At 47.7% G+C, this 17,017-nt stretch carries 10 protein-coding genes and 1 pseudogene; 8 read left to right on the top strand and 3 right to left on the bottom strand.

Annotation, left to right across the window (positions count from 1 at the left end):
- Window positions 1-72: 72 nt before the first annotated feature.
- The 6 genes from J7E78_RS17205 to J7E78_RS17180 all read left to right on the top strand — a co-directional run bounded on the left by J7E78_RS17205 (window position 73) and on the right by J7E78_RS17180 (window position 8,516).
- Window positions 73-1,620 (top strand): response regulator, encoded by a 1,548-nt coding sequence (locus J7E78_RS17205; RefSeq protein ID WP_215077436.1) that lies wholly within the window; start codon window positions 73-75, stop codon window positions 1,618-1,620.
- A 331-nt stretch (window positions 1,621-1,951) separates the two neighbouring features.
- Window positions 1,952-2,812 (top strand): ABC transporter permease, encoded by an 861-nt coding sequence (locus tag J7E78_RS17200; protein ID WP_235193717.1) that lies wholly within the window; start codon window positions 1,952-1,954, stop codon window positions 2,810-2,812.
- Window positions 2,813-2,827: 15 nt separating this feature from the next.
- The gene (locus J7E78_RS17195; protein WP_215077434.1) at window positions 2,828-3,697 is read left to right on the top strand and encodes a carbohydrate ABC transporter permease; all 870 of its coding nucleotides are present in this window, start codon (window positions 2,828-2,830) and stop codon (window positions 3,695-3,697) included.
- Between the two features lie 27 nt (window positions 3,698-3,724).
- Window positions 3,725-5,374 carry a type 2 periplasmic-binding domain-containing protein gene (locus tag J7E78_RS17190; protein ID WP_215077433.1) on the top strand — a complete coding sequence of 550 codons (1,650 nt, stop codon included), beginning with the start codon at window positions 3,725-3,727 and terminating at the stop codon, window positions 5,372-5,374.
- Between the two features lie 92 nt (window positions 5,375-5,466).
- On the top strand, window positions 5,467-7,242 hold the full coding sequence (locus tag J7E78_RS17185; protein ID WP_215077432.1) for a sensor histidine kinase: 1,776 nt from the start codon (window positions 5,467-5,469) through the stop codon (window positions 7,240-7,242).
- Complete coding sequence (locus J7E78_RS17180) at window positions 7,221-8,516, top strand: ABC transporter substrate-binding protein (RefSeq protein WP_215077431.1); 1,296 nt, start codon at window positions 7,221-7,223, stop codon at window positions 8,514-8,516. The genes J7E78_RS17185 and J7E78_RS17180 overlap by 22 nt, the downstream gene beginning before the upstream one ends.
- 231 nt (window positions 8,517-8,747) lie before the next feature.
- On the opposite strand, the pseudogene J7E78_RS17175 reads toward J7E78_RS17180, so the two are convergent.
- The 3 genes and pseudogenes from J7E78_RS17175 to J7E78_RS17165 form a co-directional block, all read right to left on the bottom strand.
- Window positions 8,748-9,147: pseudogene (locus tag J7E78_RS17175) on the bottom strand (ABC transporter transmembrane domain-containing protein); the annotation flags it as partial.
- Entirely contained in the window at window positions 9,148-10,176 is a 1,029-nt protein-coding gene (locus tag J7E78_RS17170) for an iron-hydroxamate ABC transporter substrate-binding protein (protein ID WP_215077430.1), read from the bottom strand.
- 110 nt (window positions 10,177-10,286) lie between these two features.
- Complete coding sequence (locus J7E78_RS17165) at window positions 10,287-11,933, bottom strand: ABC transporter substrate-binding protein (protein ID WP_215077429.1); 1,647 nt, start codon at window positions 11,931-11,933, stop codon at window positions 10,287-10,289.
- Window positions 11,934-12,462: 529 nt separating this feature from the next.
- Here J7E78_RS17165 and J7E78_RS17160 point away from each other — a divergent pair.
- Window positions 12,463-13,452 (top strand): LacI family DNA-binding transcriptional regulator, encoded by a 990-nt coding sequence (locus tag J7E78_RS17160; RefSeq protein WP_215077428.1) that lies wholly within the window; start codon window positions 12,463-12,465, stop codon window positions 13,450-13,452.
- 162 nt (window positions 13,453-13,614) lie between these two features.
- The gene (locus tag J7E78_RS17155) at window positions 13,615-17,007 is read left to right on the top strand and encodes a GH36-type glycosyl hydrolase domain-containing protein (RefSeq protein ID WP_215077427.1); all 3,393 of its coding nucleotides are present in this window, start codon (window positions 13,615-13,617) and stop codon (window positions 17,005-17,007) included.
- Window positions 17,008-17,017 lie beyond the last annotated feature (10 nt).

The raw sequence follows: 17,017 nt of genomic DNA, 5'->3' as shown, positions 1-17,017 counted from the left end.
GTTCTCCCCTCTATTTCTGCATAATGCTCATATAATAGAATGGAACTGGTTAAAGGCAGGGGGATGCATACAATGTACAAGGTTTTGTTGGTTGATGATGAATTTATGATCTCGGACGGGATCTCCAGTGTGGTGAACTGGTCCCGATTAGGAACAGAACTGATCGGCATTGCTCAAGATGGATTGGAAGCGCTTGCTTCAATCGAGCGGCAACGCCCGGATATCATCATCTCGGACATTCGTATGCCGGGAATGGATGGCTTACAGCTGGTTGAAGCAGTGGCGGAGAAGTATCAGCATATCTCATTCATCATGCTCACGGGTTTTACGGAGTTCGAATATGCGAAGACCGCCATGCAATATGGGGTGAAGCACTACTTGCTCAAACCCTGCAGCGAGGAGCATCTTGTACAGGCTATCAGTGAATTGGTCAGTGAGAAGCGAGAGTTGACCGATCAGGAACATTTTGTGCAGTCGATCCAATATAATCTGGAGCGTGTACTGCCACATGCCAAGGAATATTTTCTGAAAGAGCTAGTCACGAACAGAACATACGGGGTCAAGGAATGGAAGTATTTCGAGGAATTATTCGATGTTCAGTTTCAGGATCAGCGTGTGCGGTTGCTGCTGGTAGAGATTGAGGGGGATCATGAGTATTTGCACTTGTTCGCGGTGAAGAACATTGCCGAAGATATTTTTCACAATCCCATCTTAAGTGCCACGGTTGGAAGGCATGTGCTATTAATCATGGAGGACAAGTTGTCTGAAACGCAGTTGTTCCATAATATCGATGAGATTCGCGCGACATTTACCCGATATTATCATGATGATCTCACGATTGCGCTGAGCGAGCCAGGAGACCTTTCGCAGGCACGGCATTTGTACATGCAGACGCTGGTCTATCTCAATTACCGCTTTTACCTCGGTGAGGGCAGTCTCATTATGGAGCGGGATGTCTACTCTCCCGGGGAGCGCACCCTTCCCGAATTCGAATACGATCCGGAGCGGATGGTTACTGCAATCAAGGCGGGACACTGGCAGGAAGTTGGATCAGAGCTGAACCGGATGTTTCAGCTGCTTGCCAGCTTGCGATACGATATATCCCAAACGAAGTCCTATCTTATTCAGATGTTTATGGAGATAATTCGACTCAGCGGCTCTGCCGAGATGAAAAGGTATATGGATCAGTTGCCAGGCATGATTGAATCCAGCACCTTGCATTCTTTTCAACAGTTTCTGCTTGCCGTTGCCAAGGAGATCACCCTGCGTCGCTATGAACAACACCGCTCCAGACAATCGCAGATGGTAGGCAGTGTGAAGCAGTTGGTAGAGAAACGCTACAGGGACGAAACACTGACACTCCAGTCCATCGCCGGGGAAATATATATGAATCCAGACTACATCGGCAAAATGTTCAAAAAAGAAACCGGTGAGAAATTTACGAACTATGTGTTAGGCTACCGCATCCGTAAAGCGTTGGAGCTTCTGGAGCAGGACGGGAACTGCACCGTATCCTCGCTTGCCGAACAGACGGGGTTTGGTGCCAACTGGCCGTATTTCAGCAAAATGTTCAAGAAATACACGGGATTCTCCCCTTCCGAGTATAAAAAAGCACCCTAGACAGCGCTGCTGTCGCTTCTACATAGCTAATCTTTATATCCGATCTACATCTTATCTGTGATCGTGCCCTGTATGCCATTCATCGGTAGCAGGGTCTTTTTTTGTCGGACGGAACTCGGTTTTGAACATCCATTTAACGGAAATGAGCATGGGAAGAAAAGGCGCTCGCTTCTATCATTAGAATTGTCATGTTAATCAATTAATACCGAGAGTGGAGGGCGAGTGGATGGAGCTGAATCGAAGCCGGGGGATTGAACCTGGGCGTTTGAAGCCAGCTGGCAAATGGAGTTCGGTGAAAAAGGAATTTGTCCGCAACAGATACGTCTATCTGATGCTCGTTCCTGTTGTAGCCTACTATCTGATTTTCAGCTATGGGCCAATGTACGGGCTACTGATGGCATTTCAGGAATCCTACAACCCGATCAAAGGAATCTTGGCAGGGGAATGGGTCGGATTTGACAACTTCACCATGTTTTTTGAAAGTTATTATTTCTGGCGACTGATTAAGAACACACTGATTTTGAGTTTTTACAGTATTGTGTTTGGTTTCCCGGCTCCGATTCTACTAGCACTGCTGCTGAATGAAGTCCGGAAGAAGTGGTTCAGAGGCGCAGTACAGACTATCAGTTATATGCCGCATTTCATTTCGGTTGTCGTCGTGGTCGGAATGTTGAAAACGTTCTCATCTCTGGATGGCGGGCTATTCAATGTCATTCGTGACTTTTTCGATCTGCAGCCAATTATGTTTCTGGCGGAAAAAGATATGTTCCGTCCGATGTACATCCTGTCCAACATATGGCAGGGAGCTGGCTGGGCCTCGATAATCTTTTTGGCAGCACTAAGTGGTATTGATCCACAGTTGTATGAGGCTTCCAAAATTGACGGTGCAGGTCGCTGGAGACAGCTGCTACATATTACACTGCCAGGCATTATGCCAACGATTGTGATTATGTTAATTCTGCGTATGGGGGCGGTCATGAACGCGGATTTTCAGAAAATATTGCTGATGCAAACGGCACCGACCTATGAGACATCGGATGTCATATCCACCTTTGTGTATCGATCGGGTATTTTGGAGGGGAACTATACGTATTCAACCGCCATCGGACTATTTAACGGCGTCATTAATTTTGCGCTGCTCATTATCGCAAATGCGATCAGCAGAAAGCTTAACTCAACCAGTCTCTGGTAATCGGAAGGTGAAGCGATGAAACAGTCTATAGGGGAACGACTTTTTGATGTATTTAATACACTGCTGCTCTTGTTGATCATGGTTTTATGCTTGTACCCGATGCTGTACGTGTTCAATTCTTCAATCAGCGACCCGGACCAGATGCTTCGTTCCCGGTCACTGATGCTCGTTCCTGAAGGTTTTCAGCTGGGAGCGTACAAGTCGGTATTTCAGGATACTCGCATCTATACGGGATATATGAACACCTTGTTCTATGTTGTGGTGGGTACCGCCATCAATCTGCTCATGACTTCGCTGGCCGCATATGGGCTGTCACGCGGTGATCTGATGGGCAGAAAAACGCTGATGAAATTAATTACGTTCACGATGTTCTTCGGCGGGGGGATGATTCCAACTTTTCTGCTGATTCAGAATCTGGGCATGGTGGATACCCGTTTCGCGCTTATTATTCCGGGTGCCATCAGTACGTTTTATTTCCTCATTATGAAAACAAACTTTGAAGGCATTCCGATCAGTCTGATCGAATCGGCGAAGCTTGATGGTGCCAATGACTTTCTGATTCTGTTCCGAATTGTACTGCCTTTGTCAAAGCCAATCCTGGCCGTCATGATGCTGTATTATGCGGTTGACCATTGGAATGATTATGTTGGACCGATGCTCTACCTGCGCAGTCAGGAGTTATATCCGATCCAGATTATTATGCGTGATATTCTGATCAGCAGCAGTACAGAGGCCATGGGCGCTGGCGCCGATACCGGCTTTGCCATTGGGGAGAACATCAAATATGCAACCATTATTATCTCTACCCTGCCGATTATGCTGGTATATCCGTTCATCCAACGTTATTTTGTTCAGGGCGCTCTAATCGGTGCTGTGAAACAATAAAAAATGTATCCTATGGAGGCGAATTACGTGAAAAAAAGAATGGGGTCCATCCTGTTGTCATCGCTACTTACCATGTCTTTACTTGCGGGCTGTACGGGTGATAATGAACCAGGTAACGCAGAGCCAGCAGAAGGAACAGAACCTGCGGTTCAGGCATTGACTGAGATACCGCTACCGATTACAAGTGAGCCTTTCACCATTGACTACTGGCGCGCCAATGATGCCAAATTGACGGCTTCCTTGAACAATTTTGGCGATATGGCGGCGTATAAGGAAAAGGAGAAGCTGACGGGTATCCAAGTGAAGTTCACACATCCTCCGCTTGGACAACAGCGAGACCAGTTCAATCTGCTGATCTCCACGAAGGAGCTGCCCGATGTCATTTATTACAACTGGGCAGATGCTGTTGGCGGACCGGAAAAAATGATCAAAGATGGCCGGATCATCCGGTTGAATGAATTGATCGACAGTTATGCACCGAACTTAAAGCGGATTATTGAATCCGATCCGGATGTGAAGAAGCAGATTGCACTCGACGATGGAACGATCTATATGTTCCCGCTGCTGAAGCTGGATGCATTAAAGCTGAATGCCACTTCCGGTTTAATTATGCGCCAGGATTGGCTTGATAAATTGAATCTCAAAGTACCTACCAACATCGATGAGTGGTATACGGTGCTTAAGGCATTCAAGGAACAGGACCCCAACGGCAACGGCAAGCCTGATGAGCTTCCTTTCACCGGAAACTGGGGGCCGGGCAACCTGACCAAGCTCCATGATTTTGCTGCGGCCTTTGGCGTAATTGGAGGCTTCCAGATGAATGGAGACAAGGTGGAATTTGGACCGATTCAGCCGGGCTACCGTGATTTCCTGGAGACCATGGCCAAGTGGTACAAGGAAGGGCTGATTGACCCCGAGATCATGACCAATGACGGCAAAGCGTTCGACTATAAGGTTACCAGCAATCTGGCAGGCGCATATCAGGGTGGTGTGTTCAGCGGCATGGGGAAATACTTCAATCTGATGAGAGATACCGATCCGAACTTTAACGTAACCGGCGTACCTTGGCCCGTATCTCCGGATGGAACTTCGTATGCGACATTTAATCTGGAGAATAAGGTACTAAGTTATGGTGAGGCCATTACGGCTTCCGCAGACGAAGACAAATTGAAATATATTGTTCAGTGGATGGACTATAACTATAGCGAAGAGGGCAGTGATCTGTTCAACTTTGGTATCGAAAATGACAGCTATGTCCGCGACGGCGAAGGTGTCAAATTCACAGATACCATCATTAATAATCCAAACGGTCTGACGTATGATCAGGCACTGGCTTCCTATGCCTTATCCATTATGGACGGTCCAATCAATCAGGATAGCCGTTACTTGGATGCATTATTATTTGACGATGGACAGCGTGCGGCAAATGCGGAATGGATGAAAGCAAGCTCTGCATTAACGCTTCCGCCAATTCGTTTGTCAACAGATGAGGTAACCACAAGTACGTCCATCATGAGCCAGGTGAATACGTATTTGAATGAAACGATGACTGCCATCATTAGCGGACAGAAACCAATCACTGAATTTGACACGATGGTCGAAACAATCAATAGCATGGGCATTGACCGGGCGATTGAAGTTCATCAGGCGGCCTATGACCGATATCAGTCCAAATAATACGTAAGAAATCGAGCGCTAAAACTTTGGGAAAACCTTCCTGCATGTGATATACCTAGTAGTATCACGTGGTTCAAAGGAGCGCTTTGGTCATGACAGCCTACCGCAAACTGAGCATCAAAATGAAAATGTTTCTGATGATGTTGTTCATGATGGCGTTTATCATCATCCTGGCGTTTGGGTCCTTGTATTATACGTACTCGGTGTATGACAAACAGCTGTTTGATAAGTCGTCCCGTCTCCTGAATCTTTCTTCGTCTACAGTGGATGTTGAACTTCAGAAGTTGGAAGCGTTATCAATGAGTATGATTTCCGATACGCAGATTCAAAGAGCCTTGAAGTCGTTGCTGGATGACGATAGCGCATATTCAAGCTTTATTGAACGAAAGAAGATCACGGATCGGTTATGGGAGCATATTAGTGGGGCTGCACGTTATGTGCAGTCCGTTCATCTGATTGATTCCAGAGGAAGAGTGAATAAATATGGGGAGACACTAACCGTATCCCAGGAAAAATATGATCGGATGATTGCGGCTGCGGAGCAGGCCAATGGTGCAGTACGCTGGTTATACCCGGATGACGATGACCCGATGCTGGTTATGGTCCGTCAGGTGCGAGCCTACGAACCAATGACCCTGGAACCGGTAGGCATACTGTTTCTGCGTATTAATATCGAGCGACTCGTTGAGGAGTATGCGGGCATGGATAGCCAGGACAGTGACATTATTTTAAAAGCAGGCAGTGAGGTGGTGTATCCTTATCGCCAGCTTCCAGAAGCGGTGTCCGCGGGGCTGAATCCACTTCCAGGCAGTGGGGGATATGAGATCAAAAATCTGGATGGGAGGGAGATATTTCTTTCCCAGAAGAAATCTACCTACACCGGCTGGGTTTACTATAATATGGCCTCTTATGATGAAATTTTCGAACGTATTATATGGTTGAAAAATAGTTTGATTGTCGTTTATCTTATCGCCATTCTGGTTGTTCTCGCGCTTGGTATGGTGTTCGCACGCAGTCTGACAAGGCCCATCAGGCAGCTCATCAGTCAGATGAAGGAGGTTCAGTATGGGGATCTGGAGAACATAGACGCCAACCTGTCCATTCCAACGCACCAGCACATGGATGAACTGGGATTGTTACAACGTACGTATCGACTGATGATTACACATATTAATACATTGATCAAAGAAAATTATGCAAGCCAGCTGGTCATTAAAGAAACGGAGTTTAAGGCGCTACAGGCGCAGATCAATCCCCACTTTCTGTATAATGCGCTGGATTCGATCCATTGGCTTGCCAAAAAGAACAGGCAGGAGCAAATCTCCAGTATGGTGTTGTCACTCGGATATTTGCTGCGTTCCTCCATCAGCTTCAAGCAAAATATCATTACCATTGCCGAAGAGCTGGAGATTGTCAGCCATTACATCACCATTCAGACTTACCGTTTCCGGCAGCGGCTGGATTTCCGCTTGGATGTGCCCGCTCCTTATCTGGAATGTGCCATTCCCAAGTTAACCCTGCAGCCATTACTGGAAAATGCCATTCAATACGGATTGGAACCACAGGTAGGATCATGTCTGATTCGAGTGTATGCCGAGATATCAGGTGGCAAGCTGGCCCTTATTGTAGAGGATCACGGTCCCGGCATGGAACCCGAATATGTGGAACAAGTGCTGCGCGGTGAAGTGAAGACCAGAGGAACAGGTATTGGTTTGCTGAATATCAGGGAGCGGGTACGTCTGGCTTTTGGCGAAGAATATGATGTTCTGCTGGAGAGCAAGCCGGGGCGTGGAACGAGAGTAACGGTGCTGCTGCCACCCCCATCACCAGGTAAGGAGGAGAAGCTATGGGAAGATGGATGCGAGTGATAGGCATGCTCTGCCTTATGCTGACTCTTCCTGGTTGCGTGAACCAGTTGGATCAAAGGCCAGGCATGATTGTGGAAGAAGAGCCGATAACGCTGCGAATCGCTTGGTGGGGTGGGGAGTTCCGCAACAATGCAACGATCGCCGTTATCGACCTGTATGAGAAGTTGAATCCACATGTAAACATTGAATACGAATATAGCAGTTTCAACGAATACTGGAGAAAACTTGCCCCGCATGCAGCAGGCAATGCGTTGCCCGACATTATCCAGATGGATATCTCCTATCTGTCCCAGTACAGTTCGCTGCAACTGTTGGAAGACATGACGCCGTACATGCAGAGCGGGCTGATTGACACGACAGATATTGAGAAGGAACAGCTGGAGAGTGGTAGCCTGAATGGAAAAACCTATGGTCTCAGTTTGGGGGTTAATGCCATGCTCAGCATCTATGATCCGGAAGTGTTAAAGGCCCATGATATTGAATTGCCAACGGATACGTGGACATGGGCGGATTTTGACCGGATGGGCGAGCAATTGCTCGGGGAAGGCATCTATCTGGGAACCTATTTCACGCCGGAACAGTTTTTCGCGTATTACTTGAGACAGTACGGTTCCAAGCTGTACGCCGAGGATGGCAAGAGGTTGGGTTATGAGGATGATGAGCTGTTTATTGAGTACTTTGGCAGGATGCAGCAGCTCGCAGAGAAGAAGCTTATTTTTGCACCGGATATCTGGACATCAGATATTGGCCAGCCTGATAACGACCCGTTTTATCTGGGAGAGGCTTTGTTTAGCTGGGGGTATTCCAACCAATTTATCAGCACCGCTCAGCGTTATGGCAAACCCTTAACCATCTCCCCAATGCCTGGGCCAAACAGCCAGGATGGGTTGTTCTTGAAGCCAGGCATGTTTTTCTCCATGGCGGGCAATTCCAGGCATAAGGAGGAGGCTGCCAAGTTTATCAGCTTTTTTGTAAACGATTTGGATGCCAATCTGCTGCTCAAAGGGGAGCGGGGGGTGCCCGTCTCATCTAGTGTCAAAGAGCGGATGAAGCTGGTGGTTGAACCGGAGCTGGCGCAGGTGTTTGACTACATTGATTGGGTTGCCGATAACAGCACTCAGATGGACCCCCCTGATCCTGTAGGTGCACCAGAGGTCACTGCGGTATTGCGTGAGTTGTATGATCTTCTGCTGTTTGGCAAAATTACGCCTGAGCAAGCGGCGGTTGAATTTCGTGAGCGAGCGAATACCATTCTGGGGGGGGAAGGTATATAAATTAAACTAAACGTTAGTTACACTTGCCACTCCGATGACAGAACAACCTTCCCTCTAGTACAGAGGGAAGGTTGATTTGCTGTTGCAGTGACTTATTTGTACAACTCATATATTGAACTAACTTATAGATTTTAAGTTTTACCTTAACCAAACTGGGCTTGATGCAGTCGGCTGTACGAGCCTTTGCGCGCAAGTAGTTCTTCATGACTTCCTTGTTCAGCGACGCTACCCAAAAGCCTGTACCACGCGGATGCCGCTCACATTGTTCTCAACCCGTGCATTATAATCGGCGATATCTAAACATGCGCTTGAACGCCTTGGACATTTTGTGACTGAAATACAGCTACAGGTAGATCATCAGCGGCACAATGATGAACGTCATCACAGCGAGCTGCCAGTTGATCCCCAGCATAATCCCGAAAGCTCCGGCGAGTGTCATGAAGGCAATGAATAAGTCCTCGGGTCCGTGATGCGCGATCTCACCAATATCCATCAGATCGTTGGTCATGCGGGAGACCAGATGCCCGGTCTTATTGTTATCGAAGAAGCGGAAGGACTGCTTCTGTACACGCTGGAACAGCTCACGCCTCATATCGGATTATATATTAATGCCGAGCTTGTGGCCCCAATGTTATTTACGGTTTTGCTCGGCACGCTCTACGATCATATCGGCGAATTCCTCAGCCTGACCTTGAATCGCAATCGGGTCGAAGTACCAGTAACGGTCTTCCAGCAACTCATACACCTGATTGTTTTTCACAGCCGGCAGGGATTGCCAGATGGAGTCACCTTGGTAATTTTTATTGTTCTCCCCTACGGTCAAGAAGATATGATCCCCTGCATAATCACCAACGACTTCACGCGAAATTTCTTTCCATTGGGTATCGCCCATCAGTTCTTTTTTGGTGATTTCGAGTGGGGCAAGTTGCAAAGCACTGTAGACCGCTTGTCCTCCTCGACCAAAATTGTCTCCATATCCATAATAACTCTTGTCGGATACTTCAAGGATGGAGAAGGTTTCCTCCGGTTTAATGACTGTTTTCACCTTAGCGCGAGCGGCTTCAATTCGTTCATCGTACGTTTTCAGCCAAGCTTCGGCTGCTTCGGATTTGTTCATCAGCTCTCCGAATCCCCGGATTTCGTCATGTACATTGGTGAATGTACCATACGGAATGACCACGGTAGGTGCGATCTTTTGATAACTCTCAATCTCTTCGGGTTGATCAGAGTAGGTAATGATCAGATCCGGGTTCAAGGCAACAACCTTCTCCATGGATACCGCCGCCCGATCACCAATACTCTCTATGCCCGCCACCTGATCCGCATAGAACGGGTTTTCCAAATAATATTGAACAGCACCAACGGGTTTCACACCCAGTGCAAGCAGATCACTTACGTACATATCGGTAACGATTCGTTTCGGTTCAGCCGGAATCTCAACATCCCCGCTTAATGACTTGTAGATTCGTGTAGCATTTGAATGATCCGAACCGGGCGACGCGTCTGTGTTAGTCTCGGAAGAGGCTGTTGTCGTTTCTGTTCCCGTTGCCGATGTCTGTTCAGTGGCAGTCGAGCCTGTTCCGCTGCTACAAGCAGCCAGGATCATAATAATGGCGAGCATAAGAAGCAAGCCGGAAAAGCGTTTTTTTGCAGCAAACATATTCTTGTTCCCCCTGTGTATAATCAATAATGATTATTATTCTCATTAATAACATAGAGGAAGATGTGAGTTTTGTACATGGACAACTATGATCACTACGGCATGGACAATTATGATGTCAGGTGATGCATGATATGCTGCAATTGCTCTATAACGGACAAGGGATCAAATCCATAGAACATGTCGGCATCAATCTCGTGTACACGTCCTTCAAGAACGGCGGAGAGGGTTCCCCAGGATTCCTGATTCAGCAGGTTATCCAGCATTTCGCGTTCGCTCATTTCCTCAGGATAGGCGACAAACATGTGATCTGCTGCATACAAGTGAATCTCAGACAACGGAACATGAACGTACCCCGTGAGTAACTGCCCATCCTGCTCCATACGTGATGGCGGAGTGAAGCCCAGCGATTGATACAGCACATGAGAAGCTCTGCCCCAGCCATGACCATAGATATAAGCGCCGTCCTCTCCAATCATAAACATGCAAACGGCAGACCCTCGTGTCCCTTCCATCCATTGATCCAATGTATGATTGGCCTCTTGCTCAAGTTGATGATATTGATCTAACAACGCTTGTGCATTGGACTCCAGCCCAGTAATTCGGCCGAGATGAAGAAGCTGCTCCTGCCAATCGAGTTCCTCAAAGGGCATCAGAATAGTCGGTGCGATCAGACGTAGTTCATCAGAAGCGGGATGTGGTGCATAACCGATAATGACATCAGGATGAGCATTCGCAATCAACTCCGGATGTTTAACCAGATCATTTTCGGAATGCTGCTCAAATTGTTCATGACCATTACGACGATGTTCATCCATTTTTTCTTCCATCCAGCTGGCTACGGCGCCGATGTGGGGAGTGTGGCCCAATGCCAGAAGTGAGGCCGTATAGTTGTAAGTCAGAGATACAATCTTTTTGGGCATTTTCCGGTAGTGTGTTGGTGCTGATCCAACCATCTGTTTGAATTTGCGGCTCAGATAAAAGGTGTCCCTGTAGCCTGTCAGTTGTGCAATTTCCTGTAGTGTAGGGTTCGCGAACAACAGATGTTCTTGAGCCATTCTGATTCTGAGACGAGTTACATATTCAACAAACGTAAGACCTGTATGTTTCTTGAACTCCCGTGAAAAATGCTCAGGACTCACATTTGCATCTCGTGCCAATTGTTCGCGGGTCAGCGGATGTGTATACATCTGATGGATATGTCTGAGCACGTTATCGAGCCAAGAGTGATCTTCATGAGCAGAATGGGCCACATGATCTTGCAAGATGTCCAGTAACTCATAGAAAAGCATATGTGGCCTGAAGGGGCTGGAATCATGGCTCTTCGAACTTGCTTGAACCAGCTCTAGTGCCCTATCGGTGAGAGTACGACTCGCAATGGGAGCCGGTATCCCGAACGGCCAGAACAGCTGTTCATTATCAGTGGAATCAAAAGCAATCGCAATGCCCTGTATTGGCGACAGGGTGCCGCGTTTATTCTCGTGCTGAAGCAGGTTTCCAAATTGTCGAACGACTGCACAGCCTGCATTTAATGTCAGTTTACCCTCTGCACTGATCAGCCTGGCCTGGCCAGCAGTAATGACGTATAGTACGTGAAGTGTGCTCCACATCTCATCTATGCGGGAGAATGCCTCACGGTCGTGAAGCTGCACCAGATGGCACAGCTTGAACAGGGCAACAGGTACGGACTGAATCTTCTGCAAGGAAATGGGACGGGATAGCGATTTTTTATGGTAAATGGGCTTGGAAATATTCATTAGATAACTGTCTCCTTACATAAGTCAGCTGGGGCATTATTCATCTCATGCCCTTTGTATACTGGCGTAATTCTCGGATCTCGACTATTATGCAGTATATACTATAAATGAAGTGACGTGGATGGACAGATTGGACAATTCAACTTTTTCTGTGAAAAATAGATAAAGTGGTTGAAATCGCTATCAACACCGACTATAATGAAAATGTCGAAACGTTTCAATCTAGCGTTTACTGCCAGTTTCATTGTGTTAGGCAATAACTGTTCATAGGGCGCCAGATTGAAAGAAGCGTCATTACCATTATTAATGGTATGGATTGGAATAAGGTACTTCAACAGCGGTACCGGAAGGATTGAGACAAGGATTTTTTTTGAAAAGACCTCGAAACGTTTCGATTGATAGCTATACCTTTGATATGTAAAATGATTAATGAACGATAATGAAGGATTTAGTGGTTGTTCTAACCATGTACCGTATAAAATGTAGATAACCTTAGAATTTGTTTTAGTTTAGAAGGAGCGAACGTGGAATGGCAACGATTAAGGATGTGGCAAAGCTGGCAGGTGTAGCACTCTCGACGGCATCCTATGCGCTGAGCGGGGATAGCAAGGTTAGTGCCAAGACCAAGGCTAAAGTGCTTGAGGCAGCACGAGAATTGAATTACCGCAAGAACGGCTTTGCCATGGACCTGAAGCGGAGCCGGACGAACACGATCGCTTTGATCCTGACCGATCTGTCGGGCCCGTATTACTCGGAGTTGATCCGTAGTGTACAGGATGTAGCACTTGCAAACGGGTATGACTTGATTGCTTGCAGCTCCATGGGTGGACGGGATTCAACGGCAGTGCGATTTTTGCGTGAAAAAAGAGTAGATGGAGCCATAATCCTGGCGCATAACATTCATGATGATATTCTGGTGGAATCTGCCGGTCCTCGTTTTCCGATCATTGTGATGGATCGCCAACTGTCGAGTGACCATCTGGTCAATGTGCTGGTGGATGGAGAGCAGGGCGGTTACCTTGCAACCCGCCACCTGATCCAGGCTGGGCATCAGAAGATTGCTTATATCAGTGGCCCATCCAACTCGTATGACAACGCGCTCCGTTACCAAGGGTATCTGCGAGCGATGCGGGAAGCGGGACTTGAAGAAAAGTCCAAATGGCGTCTGAACGGTAACTTTGTGCGTGAGGGCGGATACAGTGCAACCAAAATGATGATCATGCAGGGCGATCTTCCCTCAGCGGTATTTTACGGTAACGATGAGATGGCGATTGGCGGCCTGAAGGCATTGGAAGAGCGTGGTGTGTCGGTGCCGAATGATATTTCCGTGATCGGTTTTGATGATATTCAGTTGTCCGAATATGTGCATCCACCGCTGACAACGATACGCCAGCCGAAGCATGAAGCCGGGTCGCTCGCCGGACATCTGTTGTTCCAGATGCTTAATGGCGAAGCGGTGGACCCTTCATATACGTTAACGATTAATATGATCGAGCGCAGCTCCGTACGTTCGGTTTAGATTGAGTCTGAACAACAAAGAACTGCCTGCATGCTGAAGTAAAAGTTTAATGATGGGGTTATCGTCCGGACGGGCTGTAAAAAGCCGGTTTGAAGAGGCCCCTATTCTTTTTCAGATTTATCGAAACGTTTCGATTTTATACTAAATCAAGGAGTGAACCTTATGACAACGATGATTAATGAACCGATCCGGTTGAGTGCCGGGGAGTTATCCTTTACCTTTTTGAACAGTGGCGACCTGTACCAGGCTACATCCGGTACAACGATGTTGAACCAGTTGCTCAGCAACCAGATTGATGGATCATTGAACAACCTTTACCTGCGTGTACATGAGGGAGAGAATATCAGCTCGTTCCCGTTGCTCGGTGTACGTTCGAACAGCAAGGTGATTACAAGCAAGGCACAATCCAGCAACCAGTTGATCTGGGAGGGCACAGTCCAGGTGGATGGCAAAGAAAAAAGCATTGGCTACCAGGTTGTATTTACGGCTACACCGCAAGGTGTCTGGTTCTGGGATGTGAAGCTCACAGGACAACAACATAGCGTAGACGTGGTGTACGGACAGGATGTAGGTCTTGCTGATCCAGGTGCGGTACGCAGCAATGAAGCTTATCTGTCACAATACATTGACCATACGGTGTTTGAAGATGAAGCGAAAGGTTATGTGGTGTGTTCCCGTCAAAACCAGCCTCAGGGCGGTGCATTTCCATATATGCAACAAGGTTCCCTGACGAAAGCAGTCGGTTACTCCACAGATGGATTCCAATTCTTCGGTCTGTCGTACAAGGAAACGAATCAACCAGAGAGCTTGAATCGCCCAACGCTGGCAAATGAGACATATCAGTATGAATTTGCCTATACGGCATTGCAATCTGAACTGCTGAATCTGAACGGAGAAGCTCAGGTGGTCTTCTATGGACTGGCAAAGCCTAATCATGCCGAAGGAATCTCTGCACTGGAATTCGGAGATGAAGTTACAGCAGCATGGAATGAAGTACAGGCTCTGACTGTGGAAAACGGCGATACGTTGGAACAGGTGAAACTGTCCTCCTTCCTGGGTGAACCACTGGTAACACTTGATCTGACACAAGATGAGATTCATGATCTGTTCCCTGATCGTCATCAGGAAGAACACAGCGGTGAGGAACTGTTATCCTTCTTCACAGGCAGCTATGAGCATATCGTTCTGAAAGCAAAAGAATTGCTCGTAGAGCGTCCACACGGTCACATTCTGATGAGTGGTGGCAACGTGCAACTTGGAGCACAGGTTATTACGACAACGTCGTATATGTACGGTATTTTCAACTCACAACTCGTTATTGGTAACACCAATTTTAATAAAATGATCAGTAATGCCCGCAATGCATTAAACGTGCCGAAAACGGCGGGACAACGCATCTATGTGGAAATGGACGGACAATATCGTCTGCTGACGATGCCTTCCCTGTTCGAAATTGGCTTCAACTATGTACGTTGGATCTACAAAACCGAATCCGATACGATCATCGTAACGAACTATACAGGGGCACACACCACTGAAGTAAGCATGAACGTACGCTCCACAAGTGGCACGGCATACCGTTACCTGGTAACAAACCAGATTACGATGAATGTGAATGAATACGAGTATCCGCTGCATATGACGCAGGATGGTGATACATTGATCTTCAAGGCTGATCCACAAGCGATGAGTGCAGGAACGTATCCAGATCTGCAATATCGTATGTCGGTGGATGGCGCAGCTGTAAATGTAGGTGACGAGACGTTGCTGGCAAGTGGGATCCGCAGTGGTTCCGCATCTCTGGTAACGCTTAGTCTGGAAGCGAGTGCTGAATGGACGCTGAAGGTACAAGGGGTATTGGAAGGTCAAGCGGATAGCGGAGCGGTAGCAGGCTCAAGCCTGACGTTTGAAGAGGAAGTACAGGCATACCGCGAGTTCTTCGCAGGTGTGATGAACGGTTTCCGTTTGTCCCGTGGCGAAGGTCAGCGTGCAGAGGATCTGTTCAAAGTAAATGCGCTGGCTTGGTGGTACACCCACAATATGTTGGTTCACTACTCCGTGCCTCACGGTTTGGAGCAGTATGGCGGCGCGGCTTGGGGTACACGGGATGTGTGCCAAGGTCCGGTGGAGTACTTTATGGCAACGCAAAAATATGAGCAAGTTCGCGATATCATCAAAATGGTTTATACCCACCAATATGAAGATGATGGCAACTGGCCGCAATGGTTCATGTTTGATAAATACTTTGCGATTCAACAGGAAGAAAGTCATGGCGATATCATCGTATGGCCTTTGAAAGTATTGGCGGACTACCTGACAGCGACTCGCGACTATGCAATCCTGGATGAGAAAGTACCTTATACCGTCAAGCATAGCTTCGGGTTCACGGAAGAGACGGCAACGGTATTGGATCACGCAAAAAAAGAGATCGAATATATCCGTTCGCACTTCCTGCACGATACATTCCTGTCTTCCTACGGAGATGGCGACTGGGATGATACGCTCCAACCAGCCAATGCACAGCTGAAGCAATACATGGTGAGCAGTTGGACGGTGGCATTGACGTATCAGTCCGTGAATGTACTCTCGCAAGCGCTAAAATTCAAGGATGCGGACTTTGCACAGGAGCTTGACGTGCTGGCTCAAGGCATTCGTGAGGACTTTAACCGTTACATGCTGGGCACAGATGTGATTCCAGGCTTTGTGTACATGGAAGAAGCGGACCAAGCGAAGCTGATGCTTCATCCAACGGATACAGAGACAGGTATTCAATATCGCCTGTTGCCAATGACGCGCAGCATGATTGGTGAATTGCTGAACGCGGAGCAAGCAGAATCGCATTACGCATTGATCCGTGAGCAGTTCCTGTGCCCGGATGGCGTGCGTCTGATGAATCGTCCGGCTCAATATGCTGGCGGAGTAAGCACACACTTCAAACGTGCAGAACAAGCATCCAACTTCGGACGTGAGATTGGTTTGCAATATGTACACGCCCATATCCGTTACGTGGAAGCGATGGCGAAGCTGGGTAAGACAGATCAGGTGTGGAATGGTCTTGCGATGATCAACCCGGTTGGTATCGGCGAGGTTGTACCTAACGCGGAGATTCGCCAGGCGAATTCATACTTCAGTAGTTCGGACGGTAAGTTTAATACGCGTTACGAGGCACAGGAGCATTTTGACCAGCTTCGCAAAGGGACTGTACAAGTGAAAGGTGGATGGAGAATCTACTCCAGCGGGCCTGGAATCTACATGAACCAGCTGATCTCCAACGCACTTGGCATTCGTCAAGAGGGCGGCGATCTGGTCATTGACCCGGTATTGCCAGCTGAGCTGAACGGCATGCAATTCGAATTCGAGTATGCGGGTGAGCCAGTGACGTTTATCTATCACTTGAACGAAGGTGCTGTGAGCCATGTAGCGGTGAACGGCAAGGACATTCGCACAGAGCGTACAGCGAACCGTTACCGTCAGGGCGGGGTCTGCATCTCGCTTGATGAGTTCAGACAAGCACGCAGTGCAGCTGAGCGTACGGTTGTTGATATCTATATGTAATGTCATAGCA

It is taken from the genome of Paenibacillus polymyxa (assembly GCF_018614975.1).
Lineage (GTDB): Bacteria > Bacillota > Bacilli > Paenibacillales > Paenibacillaceae > Paenibacillus > Paenibacillus polymyxa_E.
Note: the sequence above shows the minus strand (reverse complement) of the source record. Positions and strands in the feature narration are given on the sequence as shown.

What these genes read in the sequence shown, in the direction of transcription:
- J7E78_RS17205 (WP_215077436.1), top strand. Translation starts at nt 73, where the DNA reads ATGTACAAGGTTTTGTTGGTTGATGATGAATTTATGATCTCGGACGGG.
- J7E78_RS17200 (WP_235193717.1), top strand. Translation starts at nt 1,952, where the DNA reads ATGCTCGTTCCTGTTGTAGCCTACTATCTGATTTTCAGCTATGGGCCA.
- J7E78_RS17195 (WP_215077434.1), top strand. Translation starts at nt 2,828, where the DNA reads ATGAAACAGTCTATAGGGGAACGACTTTTTGATGTATTTAATACACTG.
- J7E78_RS17185 (WP_215077432.1), top strand. Translation starts at nt 5,467, where the DNA reads ATGACAGCCTACCGCAAACTGAGCATCAAAATGAAAATGTTTCTGATG.
- J7E78_RS17180 (WP_215077431.1), top strand. Translation starts at nt 7,221, where the DNA reads ATGGGAAGATGGATGCGAGTGATAGGCATGCTCTGCCTTATGCTGACT.
- J7E78_RS17170 (WP_215077430.1), bottom strand. Translation starts at nt 10,176, where the DNA reads ATGTTTGCTGCAAAAAAACGCTTTTCCGGCTTGCTTCTTATGCTCGCC.
- J7E78_RS17165 (WP_215077429.1), bottom strand. Translation starts at nt 11,933, where the DNA reads ATGAATATTTCCAAGCCCATTTACCATAAAAAATCGCTATCCCGTCCC.
- J7E78_RS17160 (WP_215077428.1), top strand. Translation starts at nt 12,463, where the DNA reads ATGGCAACGATTAAGGATGTGGCAAAGCTGGCAGGTGTAGCACTCTCG.
- J7E78_RS17155 (WP_215077427.1), top strand. Translation starts at nt 13,615, where the DNA reads ATGACAACGATGATTAATGAACCGATCCGGTTGAGTGCCGGGGAGTTA.